Below are 17,881 nucleotides of genomic sequence, written 5' to 3' on the forward strand. Positions count from 1 at the left end.
CACCAGATTCCTCAACAACAACACATACGACCAAAGCCATGCTGAGTTCGACAAAGTGGGCGCCAAGTTTAGCGTGACCTCTCCCGGCTTCTTGGATGACAGCATGCGAGCTACTGTGGGCCTGGACATGATGCACGAAAAGTCCAGCCAATCGCTGCTCTACAGCAAGCTTGCCTGGGTGCCCAATATTGTCTACAACGATGTTTCACCCTTTGCACAACTGGAATACTCGCCCACATCGACCGTGAAAATCCTGGGAGGAGTCCGCCATGAACGCGCCAATATCGACGTCGACAGCTTTACCACCCTGCCGCGCTATGGCAGCCGATATGTCGAAGGCGCGGACCTCAGCTTCGGCAAGACGCTTTACAACTTCGGAGCCTCTTGGTCACCGCTCGAATCGCTAAACCTGTTTGCCAATTACTCTCAGGGTTTCAAGGTTCCGGACATGGGCAAGGCCATTCGCGGCATTTCGGTGAACGGCGCCAAGCTATCCGAGGTGTCCTACTTTGAGCCAGATATTGCCGATAATTATGAAGTCGGCCTGCGCATAAACAAGGATAAACTGGCACTGCAAGCCAGCTACTTCCATACCACGGTCAAGCCCGGCACGGTCATCTCTTACAGCAACGACCAATGGGTTGCAAATCGCTACAGAAGTGAAATCGACGGGGTAGAACTGGCAGCGACCTACCAACTCACTGACAAACATCAGGCGGGGCTCAGTTACTCCCACTCGCAAGGCCGGTATGACCTCGATGGGGACAGCAAGGTCGACACCAAACTGGATGGTTCCAACATCGCGCCGGACCGGCTGGGCCTGAGCTGGAATGCGAGCTGGAGTGAGCGCCTGAGCAGTCTGGTACAGGCTAACTGGTACATGAAACGCAGCTTTGACGGCAATAATGTGGTCAACACCTATGCGCCTCAGGACTATCATTTCTCTGGTTATGTGCTGGTCGATGCGGCCATGGGCTACTCGCTTCCTTATGGCAAGTTGACGTTCGGCGTCTCCAACCTGCTCGACAAGCAGTACATCACCTACTACTCGCAGAGTGCGATTGTTGGTGATGACTACTACTTCTCCGGTCAAGGCCGTACCGCAACGGTGGGTTATAGATATGACTTTTGAGCCCTCGATCCTCCAGCAGAGGTGAAGGGCCTGAGTAACACCTGAAAAAAAACATTTGAAAGGAAACGTGTTACTTTTTCAGAAGTTAAATCTCAGGAATTCTCCGCTCAAGTCAGCATAGGTGAAAACCTGTGCTGACACATCGCACACGATTTCGCGTTGGCAAGTACGACTCAGTCGGCTGCGACTCGATGGTATAAATGACGAACATCGCTCAGGTCGGAGTCGCAGCATTACTGATGAGAAAGTACAGACCGTGGTCAATCAGGTACTGCAATCCAAACCCGAAGATGCCAGTCAATGAAACACCCGCTCGATGAGCCAGGAAACCGGGATTTCTCCACCCAGCGTCATGCGAATATGGCACGCCTTCGGGCTCAAGCCTCATCTGGAAAAGACTTTCAAGGCGTAGACCGATCCGCTGTTTGTCGACAAGGTTTAGAGTATCGTTGAGCTCTATCCCAACCCACCCAAAGAGACCCTGTAGCTCTGTACCGACGATGGAAGCCACATTCAGGCCCTGAACCATATCCAGCCAGGCTTACCCCTTCCACCGGACAAGCCCGTCACTATACGGCAAGAAAAGGCGGTACCGGTGATATGCATTGCATGCCTGGATGGTTGCCCAGCGCGATATTGTGCACACCGGTTCGGCCATGAGACGGCGTTGTCGCGCTACCTCAATGACGGGGCTGTATCCATTGATAATAATTGGTGTGAGAACCAGATACGGCCTTGGGCGCTAGGAAGCAAGAACTGGCTCTTCGCGGGGGGGGCTACGCAGCGGTAAACGCGCCGCTGCGATCATGATTTTGATCCAGTCGGGGCGGAACAACGGGCACGACCAGTACGCCTACCTGAAGGATGTGCTAATGCGCCTGCCTACGCAGCGGGCACGTGAGATTGCTGCGCTGCTGCCGCATAGGTGGCGTCCGGCTTAGTGGTGCAAGACGGTTTGCCCGTACGCTTACGTTCAATCCCCCTACCAAAGGGGATCAATCCACCTCACCAAAGCGTGACCGGCTTAGAGGAAAAAATTCCACGTACCTCAGATAACTATTTTTTGAGGCACCCCTCCACCTAGTCTCGGCATCCTGACGCCCACAGTCAGTATTGCCAGAGCCCAGCCGTGAAAAAGCCCGCGAACCTGTGCAGGCTGCGGGCTATTTCATATTGACATCACGCTGAAGCGCGCCTAAGGTTCGCTCCAGACGGCAGCACGACTAGATTGGCTGTGACAGGCCTTCCCTTCCTAGTACATACGAACCGCTGTGAATATGGTGGGTCGTGTAGGATTCGAACCTACGACCAATTGGTTAAAAGCCAACTGCTCTACCAACTGAGCTAACGACCCGTTGGATGGCGCGTATAATACTGATTTCTAACGGGAAATCAATACCCTCTGATCAGTTCAAGCGTAGCGCGTCGGATCGTCGACACCGGCAGCCCTGAAGCCATCGGCACGCAGGCGGCAGCTGTCGCACTTGCCGCAGGCACGCCCTTCATCGTCGGCCTGGTAGCAGGAAACAGTCAGGCTATAGTCCACGCCGCGGGCCATACCGGCCTGCACGATTTGCGCCTTGCTCATGTTCTGCAGCGGCGCCTGGATCCGGAAGCCCTGCCCTTCGACCCCGGCCTTGGTCGCCAGGTTGGCCATGCGCTCGAACGCTTCGACGAACTCAGGGCGGCAATCCGGGTAGCCGGAATAGTCCACGGCGTTCACGCCAATGAAGATATCACGCGCCTCCAGCACTTCTGCCCAGCCCAGCGCCAGCGACAGGAACACGGTATTGCGCGCTGGCACATAGGTCACCGGAATACCTTCACCGGGGGTTTCCGGCACGTCGATGCTGCTGTCGGTCAAGGCCGAACCACCGATACCGTCCAGGTTCAAGCCAATGACCTTGTGCTCGACCACGCCCAGGTCGCGGGCCACGCGGGCGGCGGCGTTCAGCTCGGCGCGATGGCGCTGGCCGTAATCGAAGCTCATGGTATAGCAGCTGTAGCCGTCGGCCTTGGCCATGGCGACCACCGTGGCCGAGTCCAGGCCACCGGACAACAGGATGACTGCGCGTTTTTCTGTCATGTGTATCTACTCCTCAATCAACGCCCGGGTTCGTCGTTCCACAGCAGCTTGTGCAACTGCAGCTGGAAGCGCACGGGCAGGTTGTCGGCGACGATCCAGTCTGCCAGGTCGCTGGCGCTCACCTGATGATGGCTGGGTGAAAACAGCACTTCACCGGCACGCTCGGCCAGGTTGTATTGGATCAGCTTGGAAACTGCCCAGTCGTAATCCTCGCGGGAACAGATGACGAACTTGACCTGGTCGTTGCGGGTCAGCTGGTCGATGTTCGAATAGAGGTTACGGTGCGACTCTTCGGAACCTGGGGTCTTCAGGTCTACCACACGACTGACCCGGGTGTCGGTGCCGGCGATATCCAACGCGCCACTGGTCTCCAGCGACACCTCGTAGCCGGCATCGCACAGCCGCTGCAGCAGCGGCAGCGCATTCGGTTGGGCCAGCGGTTCGCCACCGGTGACACACACGTAGCGCGGCCTGAAGCCGGCCACTTGCTCAAGGATCGAATCGAGGGTACGAACGGTACCGCCACTGAATGCGTAGGCACTGTCGCAGTACTGGCAGCGCAGGGGGCAACCGGTGAGCCGCACGAATACCGTGGGCAGCCCAGCCGTTCGTGTTTCACCCTGCAAAGAGTAAAAGACTTCGGTGATGCGTAATGTGTCTTGCATGCTCGCCACGGGCGTGACAGCTAAACAGGCTGCCCGCCTCCGTCAGGCACTGCCGCGGACTCGACATCGCGTTATCCGCAGCAGCGTGTTTACGAAAAAAGGGCCGTGATTCTAACGAAAAAACCCGCGACTGGCGCGGGTTTATTTCAAACGCTACTGCAAAGGGCCTTAGAGCTTTTGCAGGTCACGCTGTGCCAATTGCGCGGCAGAGGTGCCGGGATACTGGGTGATGACCTGTTGCAGGATGCTCTTGACCTTGTCGGTGTGGCCCATGCGGCGCTCGACGTCGGCCAGTTTGTAAAGCGAGTCTGGCACCTTGCTGTGCTTGGGGTACTTTTGGCTGACTTGGGCAAACGCCTGGCTGGCGCCTTGCAAGTCACCCTTGGCCAGGTTCACCTCACCCAACCAGTACTGGGCATTGCCGGCGTACTGGCTGTTCGGGTATTTGCGCAGAAAGGCGGTGAACGCCTGGCTGGCCTTGTCGAAGTCTTTTTGCTTGATCAGGTCGAAAGCTGCATCGTAGTAGAGCTTCTCTTTCGCCGGATCACCGGGCTCGCTACTGGCGGCCGGTTGTTGCGCAGCAGCACCGGCTGCTGCACCGGAGGCGGCATTGGATGCACCACCGGAGGAATTGTCAGGGGTTGCGGCAGGTGCGGCACCACTGTTGATGCGACGGTCCAGGTCCTGGTATCGCTCCAGGTTTTCCTGCTTCATGCGCGACACATCGTTTTGCAGCTCTTCGATGATGCCTTGCTGGCGGGAAAGCTGGTCCTGCATCTGTTGCAGCTGCATGAACAGCTGGCCCTGTGCAGAGGCAGGGGCCGAAGCCCCCGACCCGGCATAGGCGCCGCTCGTGCCATAACCCGCGGGCGGATAACTGCCTGCGTTGTCATCTACTACAGGGACCTCAGCCCAGGCCGCGAGCGGCAGGCTGAGTGCGAGGACGGTTACTACACGGCGGCACATACGCATAAGAACTTACTTACGCAGTTCTACGCGACGGTTCTGAGCCCAGGACTGCTCGTCGTTGCCGGTAGCAACTGGACGCTCTTCGCCGTAGGAAACCACTTCCAGCTGAGCAGGGGAAACACCCTGCAGAACCAGGTAGCGCTGAACGGCTTTCGCACGACGCTCACCCAGAGCCATGTTGTACTCGCGGGTGCCGCGCTCGTCGGTGTTACCTTCCAGAACAACGCGGTTGCCGTTGGCTTTCAGGTCCTTGGCGTGAACGTCCAGAGCGCGCATGGCTTCTGGCTTCAGGTCCGAGCTGTCGTATTCGAAGTAGAAGGTGGTGATTGCGCGCAGGGCGGCTTCTTCGCTCAGGGAACCGTCGACAGCGCCAGTGTTGGCACCGTAGCCAGCGTTAGGATCTACAGCAGCGCCTTCGCCTGCGTTGTCACCGCCCTTCGAGGAGCAACCTACAGCTACAGCCATGGCCAGAGCCAGCGCAGCAAATTTACCAAACTTCAGCATTTCCATCGTGAAACTCCTAATGAAACCCCAGTGTGTTAAGCAAAACGTATTACGCCGCAATCAGTTCAGGTAAGGGGACCAGGACGGTTCTCTGACTTCGCCTTGAGCGGTAGGAAGTGGGAGCCTCACGCGGCCATTAAGCGACACGAGCATCAAGACTCCCCGGCCCTGCTGGCGGGTGGCGTAGATTAGCATGGTGCCGTTTGGCGCAACAGTGGGAGACTCATCAAGACTTGTTTCCGAGAGAATCTTTACACTTCCGCGCTGCAAGTCCTGTGCCGCCACTTTGAAGTTGGTAAAGCCCTGTTGGCGATGAATCATCACCAGGGTTTTCTCGTCTGCCGAAAGTTTCGGGTTGGCGTTGTAGTTACCCACGAAGGTTACGCGCTCGGCACCACCCCCACTGACCGACTGTTTATAGATCTGCGGTTTGCCGCCCCGGTCGGAGGTGAAGTAAATGGTGTTGCCGTCTTTACCCCAGAACGGCTCGGTGTTGATACCAGGGCCGGCGGTTACGCGGCTGATCTGGCGCGAGGCCATGTTCATCACGTAGATGTCCGGGTTGCCGTCCTTGGACAGCACGAAGGCCAGGCGCGAACCGTCAGGCGACCAGGCTGGCGCGCCGTTCAGGCCCTCGAAGTTGGTCACCTGTTCGCGGCGGCCGGTATCGATGTTCTGCACGAAGATGCGCGGGCGCTTCTGTTCGAACGATACGTAGGCAATACGCTTGCCATCCGGTGCGAACCGCGGCGACAGGATAGGCTCGCGCGATTGCAGCAGGGTGACCGCACGTGCACCGTCGTAGTCCGAGCGCTGCAGGGTGTAGCGGGTATTGTTGGTGGAGAAGCGCTCGGCAGTCACGTACAGCATGCGGGTCGAGAACGCACCCTTGATGCCGGTGAGCTTCTCGAACGACTGGTCTGCAATGTAGTGCGCCATGTCGCGCAACTGGTCGGTGCTGCCCGCCACGCTACCGGTCAGCACTTGCTGCTCGGTGGCGACGTTGAACAGCGCGTACTGCACCTGCAGGCGACCACCCGACGGCACGATGCTACCGACCATCACGTACTGGGCGCCCAGGGCTTTCCAGTCACGGAAGATCACTTCGCTGGCCTGCGACGGCTGGCTGATCATGTTCTGCCGCGGAATCGGTGAATAGTAGCCAGAGTTGCGCAGGTCGTTGCCGATGATGTCGGCAATGTCTTCAGGCAACACGCTACCGCCCTGCATACCGAACGGTACTACCGCGATGGGCGTGGCCCGGTCGCTGCCGCTGGTGACCAGGATGTTCTTTTCCTCTGCCACCGCCAAGCCTGCCACGCAGCAGAGCAAGACCAGCAGTCCTCTCAGACGTTTAATCACAACGCTAGATCCTCAGGTGTAAATGTCATCTTGAACGAACGATAACGATTGAAATCGCTCGGCTTCATACCCTGCATCTCGGTCAAACGACCAATGTTCTTGACCGCAGCCACCGCCGAATTGTCGAACGGGCCGTCACCACTGGAACGGACCACGCTGACACTGGTAACGGTACCGTCCGGCAACATGCTTACCTGCAGGGTCACCGTCATGCCCTTGCGCGCGGAAGGCGGACGCGCCCAACCCTCGGCCGCGCGCATGCGGATCAGGTCGTCGAAATCGCCGGCCACCTGGTCACCTTGCTCGTCAGCCAGGGCCTGCTGCCGCTCGGTGGTATCGGACAACAGCTCGGCCAGGGCCTGGGCTTTCTTGTCTTCTGCCGCCTTGCGAGCCGCTTCCTGTGCCTTTTTCTTCTGGGCGTCTGCAGCGGCCTTCTTCTTGGCCTCTTCAGCTGCCTTCTTCTTCGCGTCCTCGGCCGCCGCTTTCTTCTTGGCGTCCTCGGCTGCTTTCTTCTTGGCCTCTTCGGCTGCCTTCTTCTTGGCGTCCTCGGCGGCTTGTTTCTTCGCCTCTTCAGCGGCCGCTTTCTTGGCCTCTTCTTCGGCTTTTTTCTTCGCTTCGTCCTCGGCCTTCTTCTTGGCGATGTCAGCCTGCTGCTTCTCGGCGGCTTTCTTCGCCTCGTCGGCCTTCTTGGCTTCGGCGGCTTGCTTGGCCTTGGCGGCTTCGGCGGCCTTGGCCGCGTCCTCGGCTTTTTTCGCCTCGGCGGCTTCGCGCGCCTCTTCGGCCTTTTGAGCGGCGTCGGCTTTCTTTTGTTCCGCAGCCTTGATGGCCTCCTGCTCGACCTTCTTCTGCTCCAGCTGCTCGACTTCAGTCTGGCGCGACGCGGTTTTCTTCGCTTCCCCGGCAATCTTCTGGTTGGTCTGGGTGGTCGCCTGGCTCTTAGACTTGAGCTGGTACAGGGTAGCCTGGACGATTGGCTTGGAAGGCGGCAGCTCAGGCGTCATGGCAAAACTGACGAACAGCAAGCCGAACACCAGCACATGCAGACCGATGGCCCAGACACTGGGCCAGAAGTAGCTTTCCGAGGCGGATGGCTCTCGCTGTTGCATCAGGGCGCCTCGGTAATCAGGCCAACGTTACCGACACCGGCCTTCTGCAACCCGCCCATGGCACCCATGACCGCGCCATAGTCGACCGCCTTGTCACCCCGAATGAATACCTGGGTCTGCTTGCCCTGGTCACGGCCGGCGGCAATGATCTTGGTCACGGCATCGGTCATGGCCGGCAGGGTCATGGCCTTGTCCATCTGCTTGTCGGTATCGACTTCGCTGCCGAGGTTCCAGTAATAGGTCTTGTCGGCCTTGATGGAGATGGTGAGGATCTGGACGTTGTTGTCCTGCGGCAAGGCTTCGCTGGAAACCTTGGGCAGGTCTACCTTCACGCCCTGGTTGAGCATGGGCGCCGTCACCATGAAGATGACCAGCAGCACCAGCATCACATCGATGTAGGGCACCACGTTCATCTCGGCGACGGGCTTGCGTTTGTGGCGAACTCGGGCCATGGGCTTCTACCTGATTACTCTTCGCTGGTGTGCACTTTACGGTGCAGGATCGCCTGGAACTCGTCGGCGAAGGTGTAGTAACGGCCGATCAGCACTTCGCTGCGCGCGGCAAAACGGTTGTAGGCAATGACCGCCGGAATTGCCGCGAACAGGCCGATGGCCGTAGCCACCAGGGCTTCGGCGATACCCGGGGCAACGGTGGCCAGGGTCGCTTGCTGGGCGCTGGCCAGGCCGCGGAAGGAGTTCATGATGCCCCATACGGTACCGAACAGGCCGATGTACGGGCTGGTGGAACCGACGGTGGCCAGGAACGGCAGGCTCTGCTCGAGCTTTTCTTCTTCGCGCGAGATGGCCACGCGCATGGCACGGCCCACGCCTTCCATGACCGCATCCGGGTCTACACCCGGCTGCTGGCGCAGGCGCGAGAACTCTTTGAAGCCGGCACGGAATACTTGCTCCACGCCGGAATCCGGGTCTGGGTTGCTGCCTGCCTGACGGTACAGTTTGGACAGGTCGATGCCCGACCAGAAGCGCTCTTCGAAGGCATCCAGCGCACGACGACCGGCGCGCAGCATGGCGCTGCGCTGGAAGATCATGATCCATGAGGTGACCGAGGCGGCCACCAGGGTCAGCATTACCAGCTGAACCACCACGCTGGCATTACTGACCAGACTCCACATGGAGGTATGGTCGACGACGTTAGCTTCCACGCTTATTCTCCTGCGTTCGATTGATTACCCGAGCCGTCCGCCGCAAAAGCGTCGCGCAGCTGGGGGGGTATGGCTCGGGGTTTGAAAGTGTCAGCACGCACTGCGGCCACCAGGAACTGCCCCTCGCAGAGCAGCGTTTCATCGTTTTCGCGCCAAACCTGCTGGACGAAACGCAGGCTGGCGCGATTGAGTTCAAGTACTTGCGCGGTGACCCGCAGTTGGTCGTCCAGCCGCGCCGGCGCGTGGTAGCGCGCTTCGCTGGAATGGACCACGAACAGCAGATTGTCTTCGGCCAGTTGCGACTGGGAGAACCCCAGGTGCCGCAGGCGTTCGGTGCGCGCGCGCTCCATGAATTTCAGGTAGTTGACGTAATACACCACGCCACCGGCATCGGTATCCTCGTAATAGACGCGACAACGGTGTGCGAACGGTTCCAGGCCATTTTGCGCGCGCATACTCTAGTGCTTACTCCTCGGCTTGCCAATCCGCTGTGGCAACTGTTTTTACGTCATTAATGTCTTATTGCCAGCAACCATTCGGCGTGCCTGCGGTAGGACCACGAAAAGTCGGTTTCGATCTGTCATTCATCGCCCGGTTCCGAATAATCTGCGCCCTCCCCCAGGCGCCCTGGAATATTCAGGCCGAAGTGCAGGTAGGCATGCCGTGTGACGACGCGGCCACGCGGCGTGCGCATGATGTAACCCTGTTGAATCAGGTAAGGCTCGAGTACGTCTTCGATGGTATGGCGCTCTTCGCTGATGGCCGCCGCCAGGTTGTCGACGCCCACTGGGCCGCCATCGAACTTCTCGATCATGGTCAGCAACAGGCGACGGTCGGAATGGTCAAAACCGCGCTCGTCGACGTCCAGCAGGTTCAACGCCATGTCAGCCACGGCCTTGGTGATCTGGCCCTTGCCGCGCACCTCGGCGTAGTCACGCACGCGGCGCAGCAGGCGGTTGGCGATTCGTGGCGTGCCACGGGCGCGGCGGGCAATTTCGTAGGCACCCAGGTCCTCGATGGCCAGGCCAAGAATATTGGCCGAGCGGCTGACGATGGTGGCCAGGTCCTTGTCGCTATAGAACTCCAGGCGCTGGACGATGCCGAAGCGGTCACGCAACGGGTTGGTGAGCATCCCGGCACGGGTAGTTGCACCGACGAGGGTGAACGGCGGCAGGTCGAGCTTGATCGAACGGGCCGCTGGCCCTTCGCCGATCATGATGTCGAGCTGGAAGTCTTCCATGGCCGGGTACAGCACCTCTTCGACAACCGGCGACAACCGGTGGATCTCGTCGATGAACAGCACGTCGTGCGGTTCGAGGTTGGTCAGCATGGCCGCCAGATCACCCGGGCGCTCCAGAATCGGCCCAGAGGTGCTCTTCACCGAAACGCCCATTTCATGGGCGATGATGTTGGCCAGGGTGGTCTTGCCCAAGCCTGGGGGGCCGAAGATCAGCGTGTGGTCGAGCGACTCGCTGCGCCCGCGAGCAGCCTGGATGAACAACGACATCTGCTCGCGCACCACCGGCTGACCGATGTACTCGCTCAGGCTCAGCGGCCGGATCGCACGGTCCTGGACTTCTTCACGGTCGCGGCCACTGGCGGCGATCAGGCGGTCGGCTTCGATCACTTGGCAATCATCCCTTTCAGGCTGCGGCGGATCAGTTCTTCACTGCTCAAGCCGGCCTTGTCCTTGATCGCGGCAATCGCCTTGCTGGCTTCCTGCGGCTTGTAGCCCAGCGAGACCAGGGCACTGACTGCATCGGCCTCGGCGCTTGATGCGCTGGCGGCCGGCAACGGCCCATCCGACACCAGGGTAAACATGGCCGGCGAGGTTTCCCAGGCCTTGAAGCGGTCCTTGAGTTCGACCAGCAGGCGTTCGGCGGTTTTCTTGCCGACCCCCGGCACGCGTACCAGGGCCGAAGTATCCTGGGCCTGGACGCAACGTACCAGCTCGTCGACCTCCAGCCCGGACATCAACGCCAGGGCCAGCTTGGGCCCTACGCCGTTCAGGCGGATCAACTCGCGGAACAGCTCGCGCTCGCGCTTTTCGGCAAAACCATAGAGCAGGTGGGCGTCTTCGCGCACCACCAGATGGGTATGCACTGTAACGGTGTCGCCCACTTTGGGCAGACGGTACAGCGTGGTCATGGGCACTTCGAGCTCGTAGCCCACGCCATTGACGTCGATAATCAGGTGCGGCGGCTGTTTTTCCGCCAGGGTGCCGCGCAAACGTCCAATCACGTTCCGATCCTTCCTCTCGGGGAGCCGGTCAACGACCGCTCAACCCTATCAGCAAATGCGGCGGGTGAATGCTTCACCCGGACAAATTTTGTATCTGCGCATGAAGCGCTCAAAGACGCAAGCGCCCGCCGCGTCGGCGTGCGGTGGCCAGGCCATGGGGCACCAGGCTGGAACGGGTATGGGCATGGCACAGGGCAATGGCCAGCGCATCGGAGGCATCGATCTGCGGCTTTTGCGTCAGTTTCAGCAGGTGCATGACCATCATCATCACCTGTTCCTTGTTGGCCCCACCGGTGCCGGCCACGGCTTGCTTGACCTGAGTGGCGCTGTATTCAGCGATTTCCAGGCCGGCTTCGGCAGCGGCAACGATAGCAGCGCCACGCGCCTGGCCGAGCTTCAGCGCCGAGTCGGCGTTGCGGGCCATGAACACCCGCTCGATGCCCATGGTTACCGGGCCGTGCTGGGTGATGATTTCACTGACACCACGAAAAACGATCTGCAGCCGCTCGTGCAGCTCGCCGCTGCCGGTGCGGATACAACCCGACGCCACGTACTCGCAACCACGGGCGGTCTGGCGGACGACGCCGTAGCCGGTGATTCGCGAGCCGGGGTCGATACCTAGAATCAGAGTCATAGTGCCTGTCGTAAAGAACTAACGTTGCAAGACCATAGGGGCCGCTGCGCGGCCCATCGCCGGCAAGCCAGCTCCCACAGGTACAGCACAAGCTTCAAGAAAAGCGCGGTACCTGTGGGAGCTGGCTTGCCGGCGATGGGCTGCACAGCAGCCCCAATAGCAGCCTTGACTCGGCGAGTCTGCAGACCTTAGCCGAGGTTTTCCATGATCTCGTCGGAAATCTGGGCGTTGGAGTAGACGTTCTGCACGTCATCCAGGTCCTCGAGCATGTCGATCAGCTTGAGCACCTTCTCGGCACCCTCCTGGTCGAGTTCGGCACTGGTGGTCGGCTGCATCACGATTTCCGCGTCAGCGGCCTTGAAGCCGGCCTCTTCGAGGGCGTTACGCACGGCATAGAAACTGTTGAACGAGGTGAATACCTCGAACGAACCGTCGTCGTTGGCTACCACGTCGTCGGCATCGGCCTCCATCGCCGCTTCCATCAACGCGTCTTCGTCCGCGCCCGGCGCAAAGCTGAGCTGCCCCTTGCGCTCGAACAGGTAGGCCACCGAGCCATCAGTACCGAGGTTGCCGCCACACTTGGTGAAGGCATGGCGCACGGCGGCGGCGGTACGGTTGCGGTTGTCGGTCATGGCTTCGACCATGATCGCCACGCCACCCGGGCCGTAACCTTCGTAGCTGAGCTCCTCGACGTTGTCGCTTTCGTTGGTGCCAGCACCACGGGCCACGGCGCGGTCGATGATGTCGCGGCTCATGTTGGCGCCCAGGGCCTTGTCCAGCGCCAGGCGCAGGCGCGGGTTGGATGCCGGGTCAGGGCCGCCCTGCTTGGCAGCGACCGTCAGTTCGCGGATCCACTTGGTGAAGACCTTGCCTCTCTTGGCATCCTGGCGCTCTTTGCGGTGCTTGATGTTCGCCCACTTGGAATGACCAGCCATAACGACTCCGTTTTCCTTGAATCACAAACAGCCCCGCCCCATGACGGGGCGGGACGGGAAAATGCCTGCGCCGAAACGCAAAGGCGCATCCATGTGGATGCGCCCGGGACTGCTTATTCGACCTTGGTCTGTTCACGCAGTCGGATGTGCAGCTCGCGCAGGGCCTTGGCGTCGACCAGGCCAGGGGCCTGGGTCATGACACACGCGGCGCTCTGGGTTTTCGGGAAGGCAATCACTTCACGAATGGACTGGGCGCCAGTCATCAGCATGACCAGGCGGTCCAGGCCGAAGGCCAGGCCACCGTGAGGCGGTGCACCGAACTTCAGGGCGTCGAGCAGGAAGCCGAATTTCTCTTCCTGTTCTTCGGCTTCGATACCCAGCAGGCGGAACACGGCCTGCTGCATCTCTTTGCGATGGATACGGATCGAACCGCCACCCAGCTCGGTACCGTTCAGGACCATGTCATAGGCACGCGACAGCGCGGTAGCCGGGTTGGCCTCGAGCTCTTGCGGGGTGCACTTCGGCGCGGTGAACGGGTGGTGCAGCGCGGTGAAGCTGCCGTCTTCGTTCTCTTCGAACATCGGGAAGTCGACGACCCACATCGGTGCCCACTCGCAGGTCAGCAGCTCGAAATCGTGGCCCAGGCGGATACGCAGCGCGCCCAGCGCTTCGCTGACCACCTTGAACTTGTCGGCACCGAAGAACACGATGTCGCCGTCTACGGCGCCAACGCGGTCGAGGATGGTGTTGAGGTTGGCCTCGGGGATGTTCTTGACGATCGGCGACTGCAGGCCTTCGACACCCTTGGCGCGCTCGTTGACCTTGATGTAGGCCAGGCCCTTGGCACCGTAGATGCCGACGAACTTGGTGTACTCGTCGATCTTGCTGCGCGGCATGCTGGCGCCGCCTGGCAGGCGCAGGGCGGTTACACGGCACTTCGGATCGTTGGCCGGGCCGGCGAACACCTTGAAGTCGACATCCTTGAGCTGGTCGGCAACGTCAACCAGTTCCAGCGGGTTACGCAGGTCTGGCTTGTCGGAACCGTAGCGGCGCATGGCTTCTTCGAAGGTCATGTGCGGGAATTCGCCGAATTCCAGGTCGAGCACTTCCTTGAACAGCTTGCGGATCATGCTTTCGGTCAGGCCCATGATCTCGTTTTCATCGAGGAAGCTGGTCTCGATGTCGATCTGGGTGAATTCCGGCTGGCGGTCGGCACGCAGGTCTTCGTCACGGAAGCACTTGGCGATCTGGTAGTAACGGTCGAAGCCGGCCACCATCAGCAGCTGCTTGAACAGCTGTGGCGACTGCGGCAGGGCGAAGAAGCTACCGGCGTGGGTACGGCTAGGTACCAGGTAGTCGCGCGCGCCTTCCGGGGTAGCACGGGTGAGGATTGGGGTTTCGACGTCGAGGAAGCCATTTTCGTCAAGGAAGCGACGGATGCTGCTGGTGATGCGCGAGCGCAGGCGCAGCTTGTCGGCCATTTCCGGGCGACGCAGGTCGATGAAGCGGTAGCGCAGGCGGGTTTCTTCGCCGACGTCGGAGTACTCGTTCAGCGGGAACGGTGGCGTTTCTGCTTCGTTGAGCACGGTCAGCTGGTAGCCGAGGATTTCGATGGCACCGGACGCCATGTTGGCATTCACTGCACCCTCAGGGCGCTTGCGAACCTTACCGGTCAGCTGCACGACGTATTCGCTGCGCACGCGGTCGGCAGCGGCGAAAGTTTCGGCGCGATCCGGGTCGAACACGACCTGGGCCATGCCTTCGCGGTCACGGATGTCGAGGAAGATCACCCCGCCGTGGTCGCGGCGCCGATGGACCCAGCCGCAAAGGGTGACTTCCTGGCCGTCCAGGCTCTCGTTCAGTTGGCCGCAATAATGGCTGCGCATCATGATGGTGGTTTCGCTTCTCGTGATTCGTGTATTCGGTGGAGGCCTTGGCCGCCCGGAGGGCTAATACTGCAAGACCCGGTCACAGCATTCAACTCAGTCGGCCTTGTCGCCGCCTGCCAGATTCTTTTTCGCCCCGGTCTTGAAGTCGGTTTCGTACCAACCATTACCGCTCAGGCGGAAGCCTGGGACCGACAGCAGCTTCTTCAGCGCTGGCGCCTGGCAGGCCGGGCAATCGGTCAGCGGCGCGGCGCTGATCTTCTGCAGCACTTCCATACGGTGCTCGCAGGATGCACATTGATAGTCATACAGGGGCATGGGTGTCTCTCGTCAACCAAAACGCTGGCTGCGGGGGCAGCAAAAAGCGGGATTATATATGGTTAGCAAGCACTGCGCAGCCCGCCAGGCGATCAGCGCGCACTTGGCGGGTTCTGCAGCCACGCCACGCAGATGACCCGGATCAGGCCGCTGAAGTTGCGCACGCCACCCTGGCGCAGGTGGATCTCGCGGTCAACGTAGGACAGCACCGCGCTGACCGAGCAACGGTTGGCAGCGGCAATGCGCTCGAGGATCTGCCAGTAGACGGCCTCCAGGCGCAGGCACGTGGAAAAGCCGTTGAGGCGCACGGAGCGCGACACCGGCTGGATCTGCAACATGTCGAAATCCGCCTTGAACGGATCGATGCACGGTTTCCCCGGCCAACGCCCCTGGCCATTCACACGCTTGCTCGCTTGCATCATGCGCCACACTTCCTCGTCACAGGTACCAGGTGGCCTATGAAGCGCTGATGGGCGCGGTTAAAGCAGCGGCAAAGTGTTCCTGCACAAACACTGATTGTCATGCACGACGCGGCCCCTGTGGGAGCGGACGAGCCCGCGAACACCGGCGTAGCCGGTGCCAGCCACCGCGCTGGATTCTTCGCGGGCACGCCCGCGCCCACAGGGTCCGCGTCGTGCTTATGAATCGAGTTCTCTGCGCGACAGCGCAGCCCGTAGGGCTGTGTTATCTCCCACAGGGTTATGTGACAGCCTGGGTAATTATTTGCCGTCGAGCAGCACCCGCAGCATCCACGCGGTCTTCTCGTGCACCTGCATGCGCTGGGTCAGCAGGTCGGCGGTCGGTTCGTCACTGACCTTGTCGACTACCGGGAAAATACTGCGCGCCGTGCGCACCACAGCCTCCTGCCCTTGCACCAACTGGCGGATCATCTCTTCCGCAGCGGGTACCCCTTCCTCCTCCTTGATGGACGAGTGCCGGGCATAAAATGCGTACGACCCCGGCGCCGGGAAGCCCAGGGCCCGGATGCGCTCGGCAATGGAATCCACCGCCAGCGCCAATTCGTTGTACTGCTCTTCGAACATCAGGTGCAGGGTGCGGAACGACGGCCCTGTGACGTTCCAGTGAAAGTTATGGGTTTTCAGATACAGCACGTAGGTATCCGACAACAAGCGGGACAGCCCATCAACGATGGATTTGCGATCTTCTTCACTGATACCGATATCGATTGCCATGAAGTTCCCCTTTGCATAAGGCTTGAGACTCAAGCGGGCGACGACCACTGTAGCAATACTTGGCGCCTGTCGCATGTGACATGGCGCAACACATCGCCCGCCGGGCGGCCTGCGGTTTGAGTAGCCTGCGGCTTTACTGTTAAATAGGCAGCGTGCCACCCGTGCGGACTGTTATTGCCGGGTGCATAGGCTGGCCTGCCACGTGTTTGCGCTCTACACCTCATGCGCACCGTGCTGCCCGCTCTTCCTGTGATCGGCCTTATCAACTGTGAGCCAACCCCATGTTCAAGATCGTCCATCTGGTGACGGGCGTGGCAGCTTTGCTGCTATCGCTCATACCCAGCCTGAAAACCGAAGCAACCCCCTTCCTCCTGCAACCCGACGCGGTCTACCTGGCACTGCTTGGCCTGCTCAACCTGGTCCTGGCGCCAGTCGTGCCCCTGTATTACCGAGGCGCGCGCCAGCAACTGCAGCACCTGGCCTGCGCCTTGCTGGTAGTTGCCGTGGTGCTACAGACCCTGACGCTGCTGGCCCGCCCGGAAATGGGCAACCTGGCAGCACTGGTCTGCGCCACGCTGGCCGTCGCCTTGCACCTGGCCGTGGGCTTTGCGCGCAGCCCGCGCAAGCCACGCAACAGCCAGCACACCGCCCCAGATACCGGTAACCGCGATACCGGCACCGTGAAGTGGTTCAATACGTCCAAAGGCTTTGGCTTCATTTCCCGTGATTCGGGTGATGATATCTTCGTGCACTTTCGCGCCATTCGCGGGGAGGGTCACCGCATCCTCGTCGAAGGCCAGCGCGTGGAATTCTCGGTGATGCACCGCGACAAAGGCCTGCAGGCCGAGGATGTGGTGGCCGTGACCCGCCGCTGATACCGCCAGCCCCAGCACGAATGCCCCCACAGGCCTGACTACCGCCCTGTGGGGGCCCCTGCAACCGATCAGAACAGTGATCAGCGCATCAATAATGCGGCGGCGGCGCCTCGTCCCCTTCGCTACCGAATTGCCCCACCATCTCTTCATGACGCTTTATCAGCTCGGCCACCTGCAGCTGCAGGCGCTCGATCACCTTCGCCTGCTCGACCACCACATCATTCAATGCCTGGAGAGTGTCATCCTGGAACGCCTGGCGGGTTTCCAGTTCGATCATGCGCATTTCCAGTGACATGTCAGGCCTCCTGATAACCGGCCAGCCCCAGGTCGCGCACACGCTGGCGTAGCGCCTGCAGCTGGGCATCGGTATAGGCCACTGGCGGGCACTTGCCCCAGACCGGGGCGGGCCAGGCAGCGTCGTCACGGCGGCGCACGATCACGTGCATGTGCAACTGGCTTACCACATTGCCCAAGGTTGCCACGTTCATCTTGTCGGCGCCGTAGCTGGCCTTCAACGCTTCTGCCAACAGGGTGGTCTCCTGCCACAGTTGCTGCTGCTCGTGCACATCCAAATCGAACAACTCACTCACCTCAGCACGCTTGGGCACCAGGATGAACCACGGGTAATTGGCATCCTTGCTCAGCAGCAGCTGGCACAGCGCAAACTCCCCCAGCACCAGGGAATCCTGCTGCAGACGCGAATCGAGGACGAACACGGCATATCTCCTTAAGACAAAACGACCCGCATGGCGCGGAAAACATGGGTGGCAAGAATACCCTGCACAATCCCGGTAACACAGCGCTACTTTTCGC

The 17,881-nt window shown here is 60.5% G+C and carries 21 protein-coding genes, 1 tRNA gene and 2 pseudogenes; 4 read left to right on the forward strand and 20 right to left on the reverse strand.

The window, feature by feature from the left end; genetic code table 11:
• The 3 genes and pseudogenes from APH30_RS06190 to APH30_RS27575 form a co-directional block, all read left to right on the forward strand.
• A partial coding sequence (locus APH30_RS06190) for a TonB-dependent receptor domain-containing protein (protein ID WP_082416116.1) occupies positions 1 to 1,132 on the forward strand: 1,132 nt, incomplete at its 5' end.
• Positions 1,133 to 1,283: 151 nt separating this feature from the next.
• Positions 1,284 to 1,703, forward strand: a pseudogene (locus APH30_RS29430) (IS630 family transposase); the annotation flags it as partial.
• Positions 1,704 to 2,073, forward strand: a pseudogene (locus tag APH30_RS27575) (transposase); the annotation flags it as partial.
• A 337-nt stretch (positions 2,074 to 2,410) separates the two neighbouring features.
• Here APH30_RS27575 and APH30_RS06200 read toward each other — a convergent pair.
• From APH30_RS06200 to APH30_RS06285, 18 genes are all read right to left on the reverse strand, one after another.
• Positions 2,411 to 2,486, reverse strand: a tRNA-Lys gene (locus APH30_RS06200).
• 57 nt (positions 2,487 to 2,543) lie between these two features.
• Positions 2,544 to 3,218 carry a 7-cyano-7-deazaguanine synthase QueC gene (gene queC, locus APH30_RS06205; protein WP_009684061.1) on the reverse strand — a complete coding sequence of 225 codons (675 nt, stop codon included), beginning with the start codon at positions 3,216 to 3,218 and terminating at the stop codon, positions 2,544 to 2,546.
• 17 nt (positions 3,219 to 3,235) lie between these two features.
• Positions 3,236 to 3,883, reverse strand: a complete 648-nt coding sequence (gene queE / locus APH30_RS06210) for a 7-carboxy-7-deazaguanine synthase QueE (protein WP_009684060.1) — start codon at positions 3,881 to 3,883, stop codon at positions 3,236 to 3,238.
• A 168-nt stretch (positions 3,884 to 4,051) separates the two neighbouring features.
• Complete coding sequence (gene ybgF, locus APH30_RS06215) at positions 4,052 to 4,855, reverse strand: tol-pal system protein YbgF (RefSeq protein WP_029887417.1); 804 nt, start codon at positions 4,853 to 4,855, stop codon at positions 4,052 to 4,054.
• Positions 4,856 to 4,861: 6 nt separating this feature from the next.
• Positions 4,862 to 5,362: a peptidoglycan-associated lipoprotein Pal gene (pal, locus tag APH30_RS06220; RefSeq protein ID WP_029887416.1), complete on the reverse strand. Its 501-nt coding sequence runs from the start codon at positions 5,360 to 5,362 to the stop codon at positions 4,862 to 4,864.
• Positions 5,363 to 5,416: 54 nt separating this feature from the next.
• A complete protein-coding gene (gene tolB, locus APH30_RS06225; RefSeq protein ID WP_009684057.1) occupies positions 5,417 to 6,718 on the reverse strand; it encodes a Tol-Pal system beta propeller repeat protein TolB in 1,302 nt (433 codons plus the stop codon).
• A complete protein-coding gene (tolA, locus tag APH30_RS06230) occupies positions 6,715 to 7,824 on the reverse strand; it encodes a cell envelope integrity protein TolA (protein ID WP_054911978.1) in 1,110 nt (369 codons plus the stop codon). The genes tolB and tolA overlap by 4 nt, the downstream gene beginning before the upstream one ends.
• Complete coding sequence (gene tolR, locus APH30_RS06235) at positions 7,824 to 8,276, reverse strand: protein TolR (RefSeq protein WP_003254760.1); 453 nt, start codon at positions 8,274 to 8,276, stop codon at positions 7,824 to 7,826. The genes tolA and tolR overlap by 1 nt, the downstream gene beginning before the upstream one ends.
• A gap of 14 nt (positions 8,277 to 8,290) precedes the next feature.
• Positions 8,291 to 8,986, reverse strand: a complete 696-nt coding sequence (gene tolQ, locus APH30_RS06240) for a protein TolQ (protein WP_009684054.1) — start codon at positions 8,984 to 8,986, stop codon at positions 8,291 to 8,293.
• Positions 8,987 to 8,988: 2 nt separating this feature from the next.
• Positions 8,989 to 9,441 carry a tol-pal system-associated acyl-CoA thioesterase gene (gene ybgC, locus APH30_RS06245; RefSeq protein ID WP_054911979.1) on the reverse strand — a complete coding sequence of 151 codons (453 nt, stop codon included), beginning with the start codon at positions 9,439 to 9,441 and terminating at the stop codon, positions 8,989 to 8,991.
• A 125-nt stretch (positions 9,442 to 9,566) separates the two neighbouring features.
• Entirely contained in the window at positions 9,567 to 10,613 is a 1,047-nt protein-coding gene (gene ruvB, locus APH30_RS06250) for a Holliday junction branch migration DNA helicase RuvB (protein ID WP_029887414.1), read from the reverse strand.
• Positions 10,610 to 11,227 (reverse strand): Holliday junction branch migration protein RuvA, encoded by a 618-nt coding sequence (ruvA, locus tag APH30_RS06255; RefSeq protein WP_054911980.1) that lies wholly within the window; start codon positions 11,225 to 11,227, stop codon positions 10,610 to 10,612. The genes ruvB and ruvA overlap by 4 nt, the downstream gene beginning before the upstream one ends.
• 109 nt (positions 11,228 to 11,336) lie before the next feature.
• Entirely contained in the window at positions 11,337 to 11,861 is a 525-nt protein-coding gene (gene ruvC / locus APH30_RS06260; protein WP_029888028.1) for a crossover junction endodeoxyribonuclease RuvC, read from the reverse strand.
• 188 nt (positions 11,862 to 12,049) lie between these two features.
• Positions 12,050 to 12,796 (reverse strand): YebC/PmpR family DNA-binding transcriptional regulator, encoded by a 747-nt coding sequence (locus APH30_RS06265; protein ID WP_054911981.1) that lies wholly within the window; start codon positions 12,794 to 12,796, stop codon positions 12,050 to 12,052.
• 113 nt (positions 12,797 to 12,909) lie between these two features.
• The gene (aspS, locus tag APH30_RS06270) at positions 12,910 to 14,685 is read right to left on the reverse strand and encodes an aspartate--tRNA ligase (protein WP_029888030.1); all 1,776 of its coding nucleotides are present in this window, start codon (positions 14,683 to 14,685) and stop codon (positions 12,910 to 12,912) included.
• A gap of 93 nt (positions 14,686 to 14,778) precedes the next feature.
• Positions 14,779 to 15,000 carry an FmdB family zinc ribbon protein gene (locus APH30_RS06275; RefSeq protein WP_003254776.1) on the reverse strand — a complete coding sequence of 74 codons (222 nt, stop codon included), beginning with the start codon at positions 14,998 to 15,000 and terminating at the stop codon, positions 14,779 to 14,781.
• Between the two features lie 92 nt (positions 15,001 to 15,092).
• Positions 15,093 to 15,422 (reverse strand): ribbon-helix-helix domain-containing protein, encoded by a 330-nt coding sequence (locus tag APH30_RS06280; RefSeq protein ID WP_009684046.1) that lies wholly within the window; start codon positions 15,420 to 15,422, stop codon positions 15,093 to 15,095.
• A 297-nt stretch (positions 15,423 to 15,719) separates the two neighbouring features.
• Positions 15,720 to 16,193, reverse strand: coding sequence for a Dps family protein (locus tag APH30_RS06285; RefSeq protein ID WP_009684045.1), 474 nt, complete (start codon positions 16,191 to 16,193; stop codon positions 15,720 to 15,722).
• Positions 16,194 to 16,474: 281 nt separating this feature from the next.
• Here APH30_RS06285 and APH30_RS29790 point away from each other — a divergent pair, with 281 nt between their 5' ends.
• Positions 16,475 to 17,068: a cold-shock protein gene (locus APH30_RS29790; RefSeq protein WP_009684044.1), complete on the forward strand. Its 594-nt coding sequence runs from the start codon at positions 16,475 to 16,477 to the stop codon at positions 17,066 to 17,068.
• 88 nt (positions 17,069 to 17,156) lie between these two features.
• Here APH30_RS29790 and APH30_RS06295 read toward each other — a convergent pair whose 3' ends face one another.
• On the reverse strand, positions 17,157 to 17,363 hold the full coding sequence (locus tag APH30_RS06295; protein WP_029885229.1) for a SlyX family protein: 207 nt from the start codon (positions 17,361 to 17,363) through the stop codon (positions 17,157 to 17,159).
• A gap of 1 nt (position 17,364) precedes the next feature.
• Positions 17,365 to 17,784 (reverse strand): HIT domain-containing protein, encoded by a 420-nt coding sequence (locus APH30_RS06300; RefSeq protein ID WP_054911982.1) that lies wholly within the window; start codon positions 17,782 to 17,784, stop codon positions 17,365 to 17,367.
• Positions 17,785 to 17,881 lie beyond the last annotated feature (97 nt).

It is taken from the genome of Pseudomonas sp. NBRC 111127, assembly GCF_001320345.1.
In the GTDB taxonomy this organism is placed as follows: Bacteria; Pseudomonadota; Gammaproteobacteria; order Pseudomonadales; family Pseudomonadaceae; genus Aquipseudomonas; species Aquipseudomonas juntendi.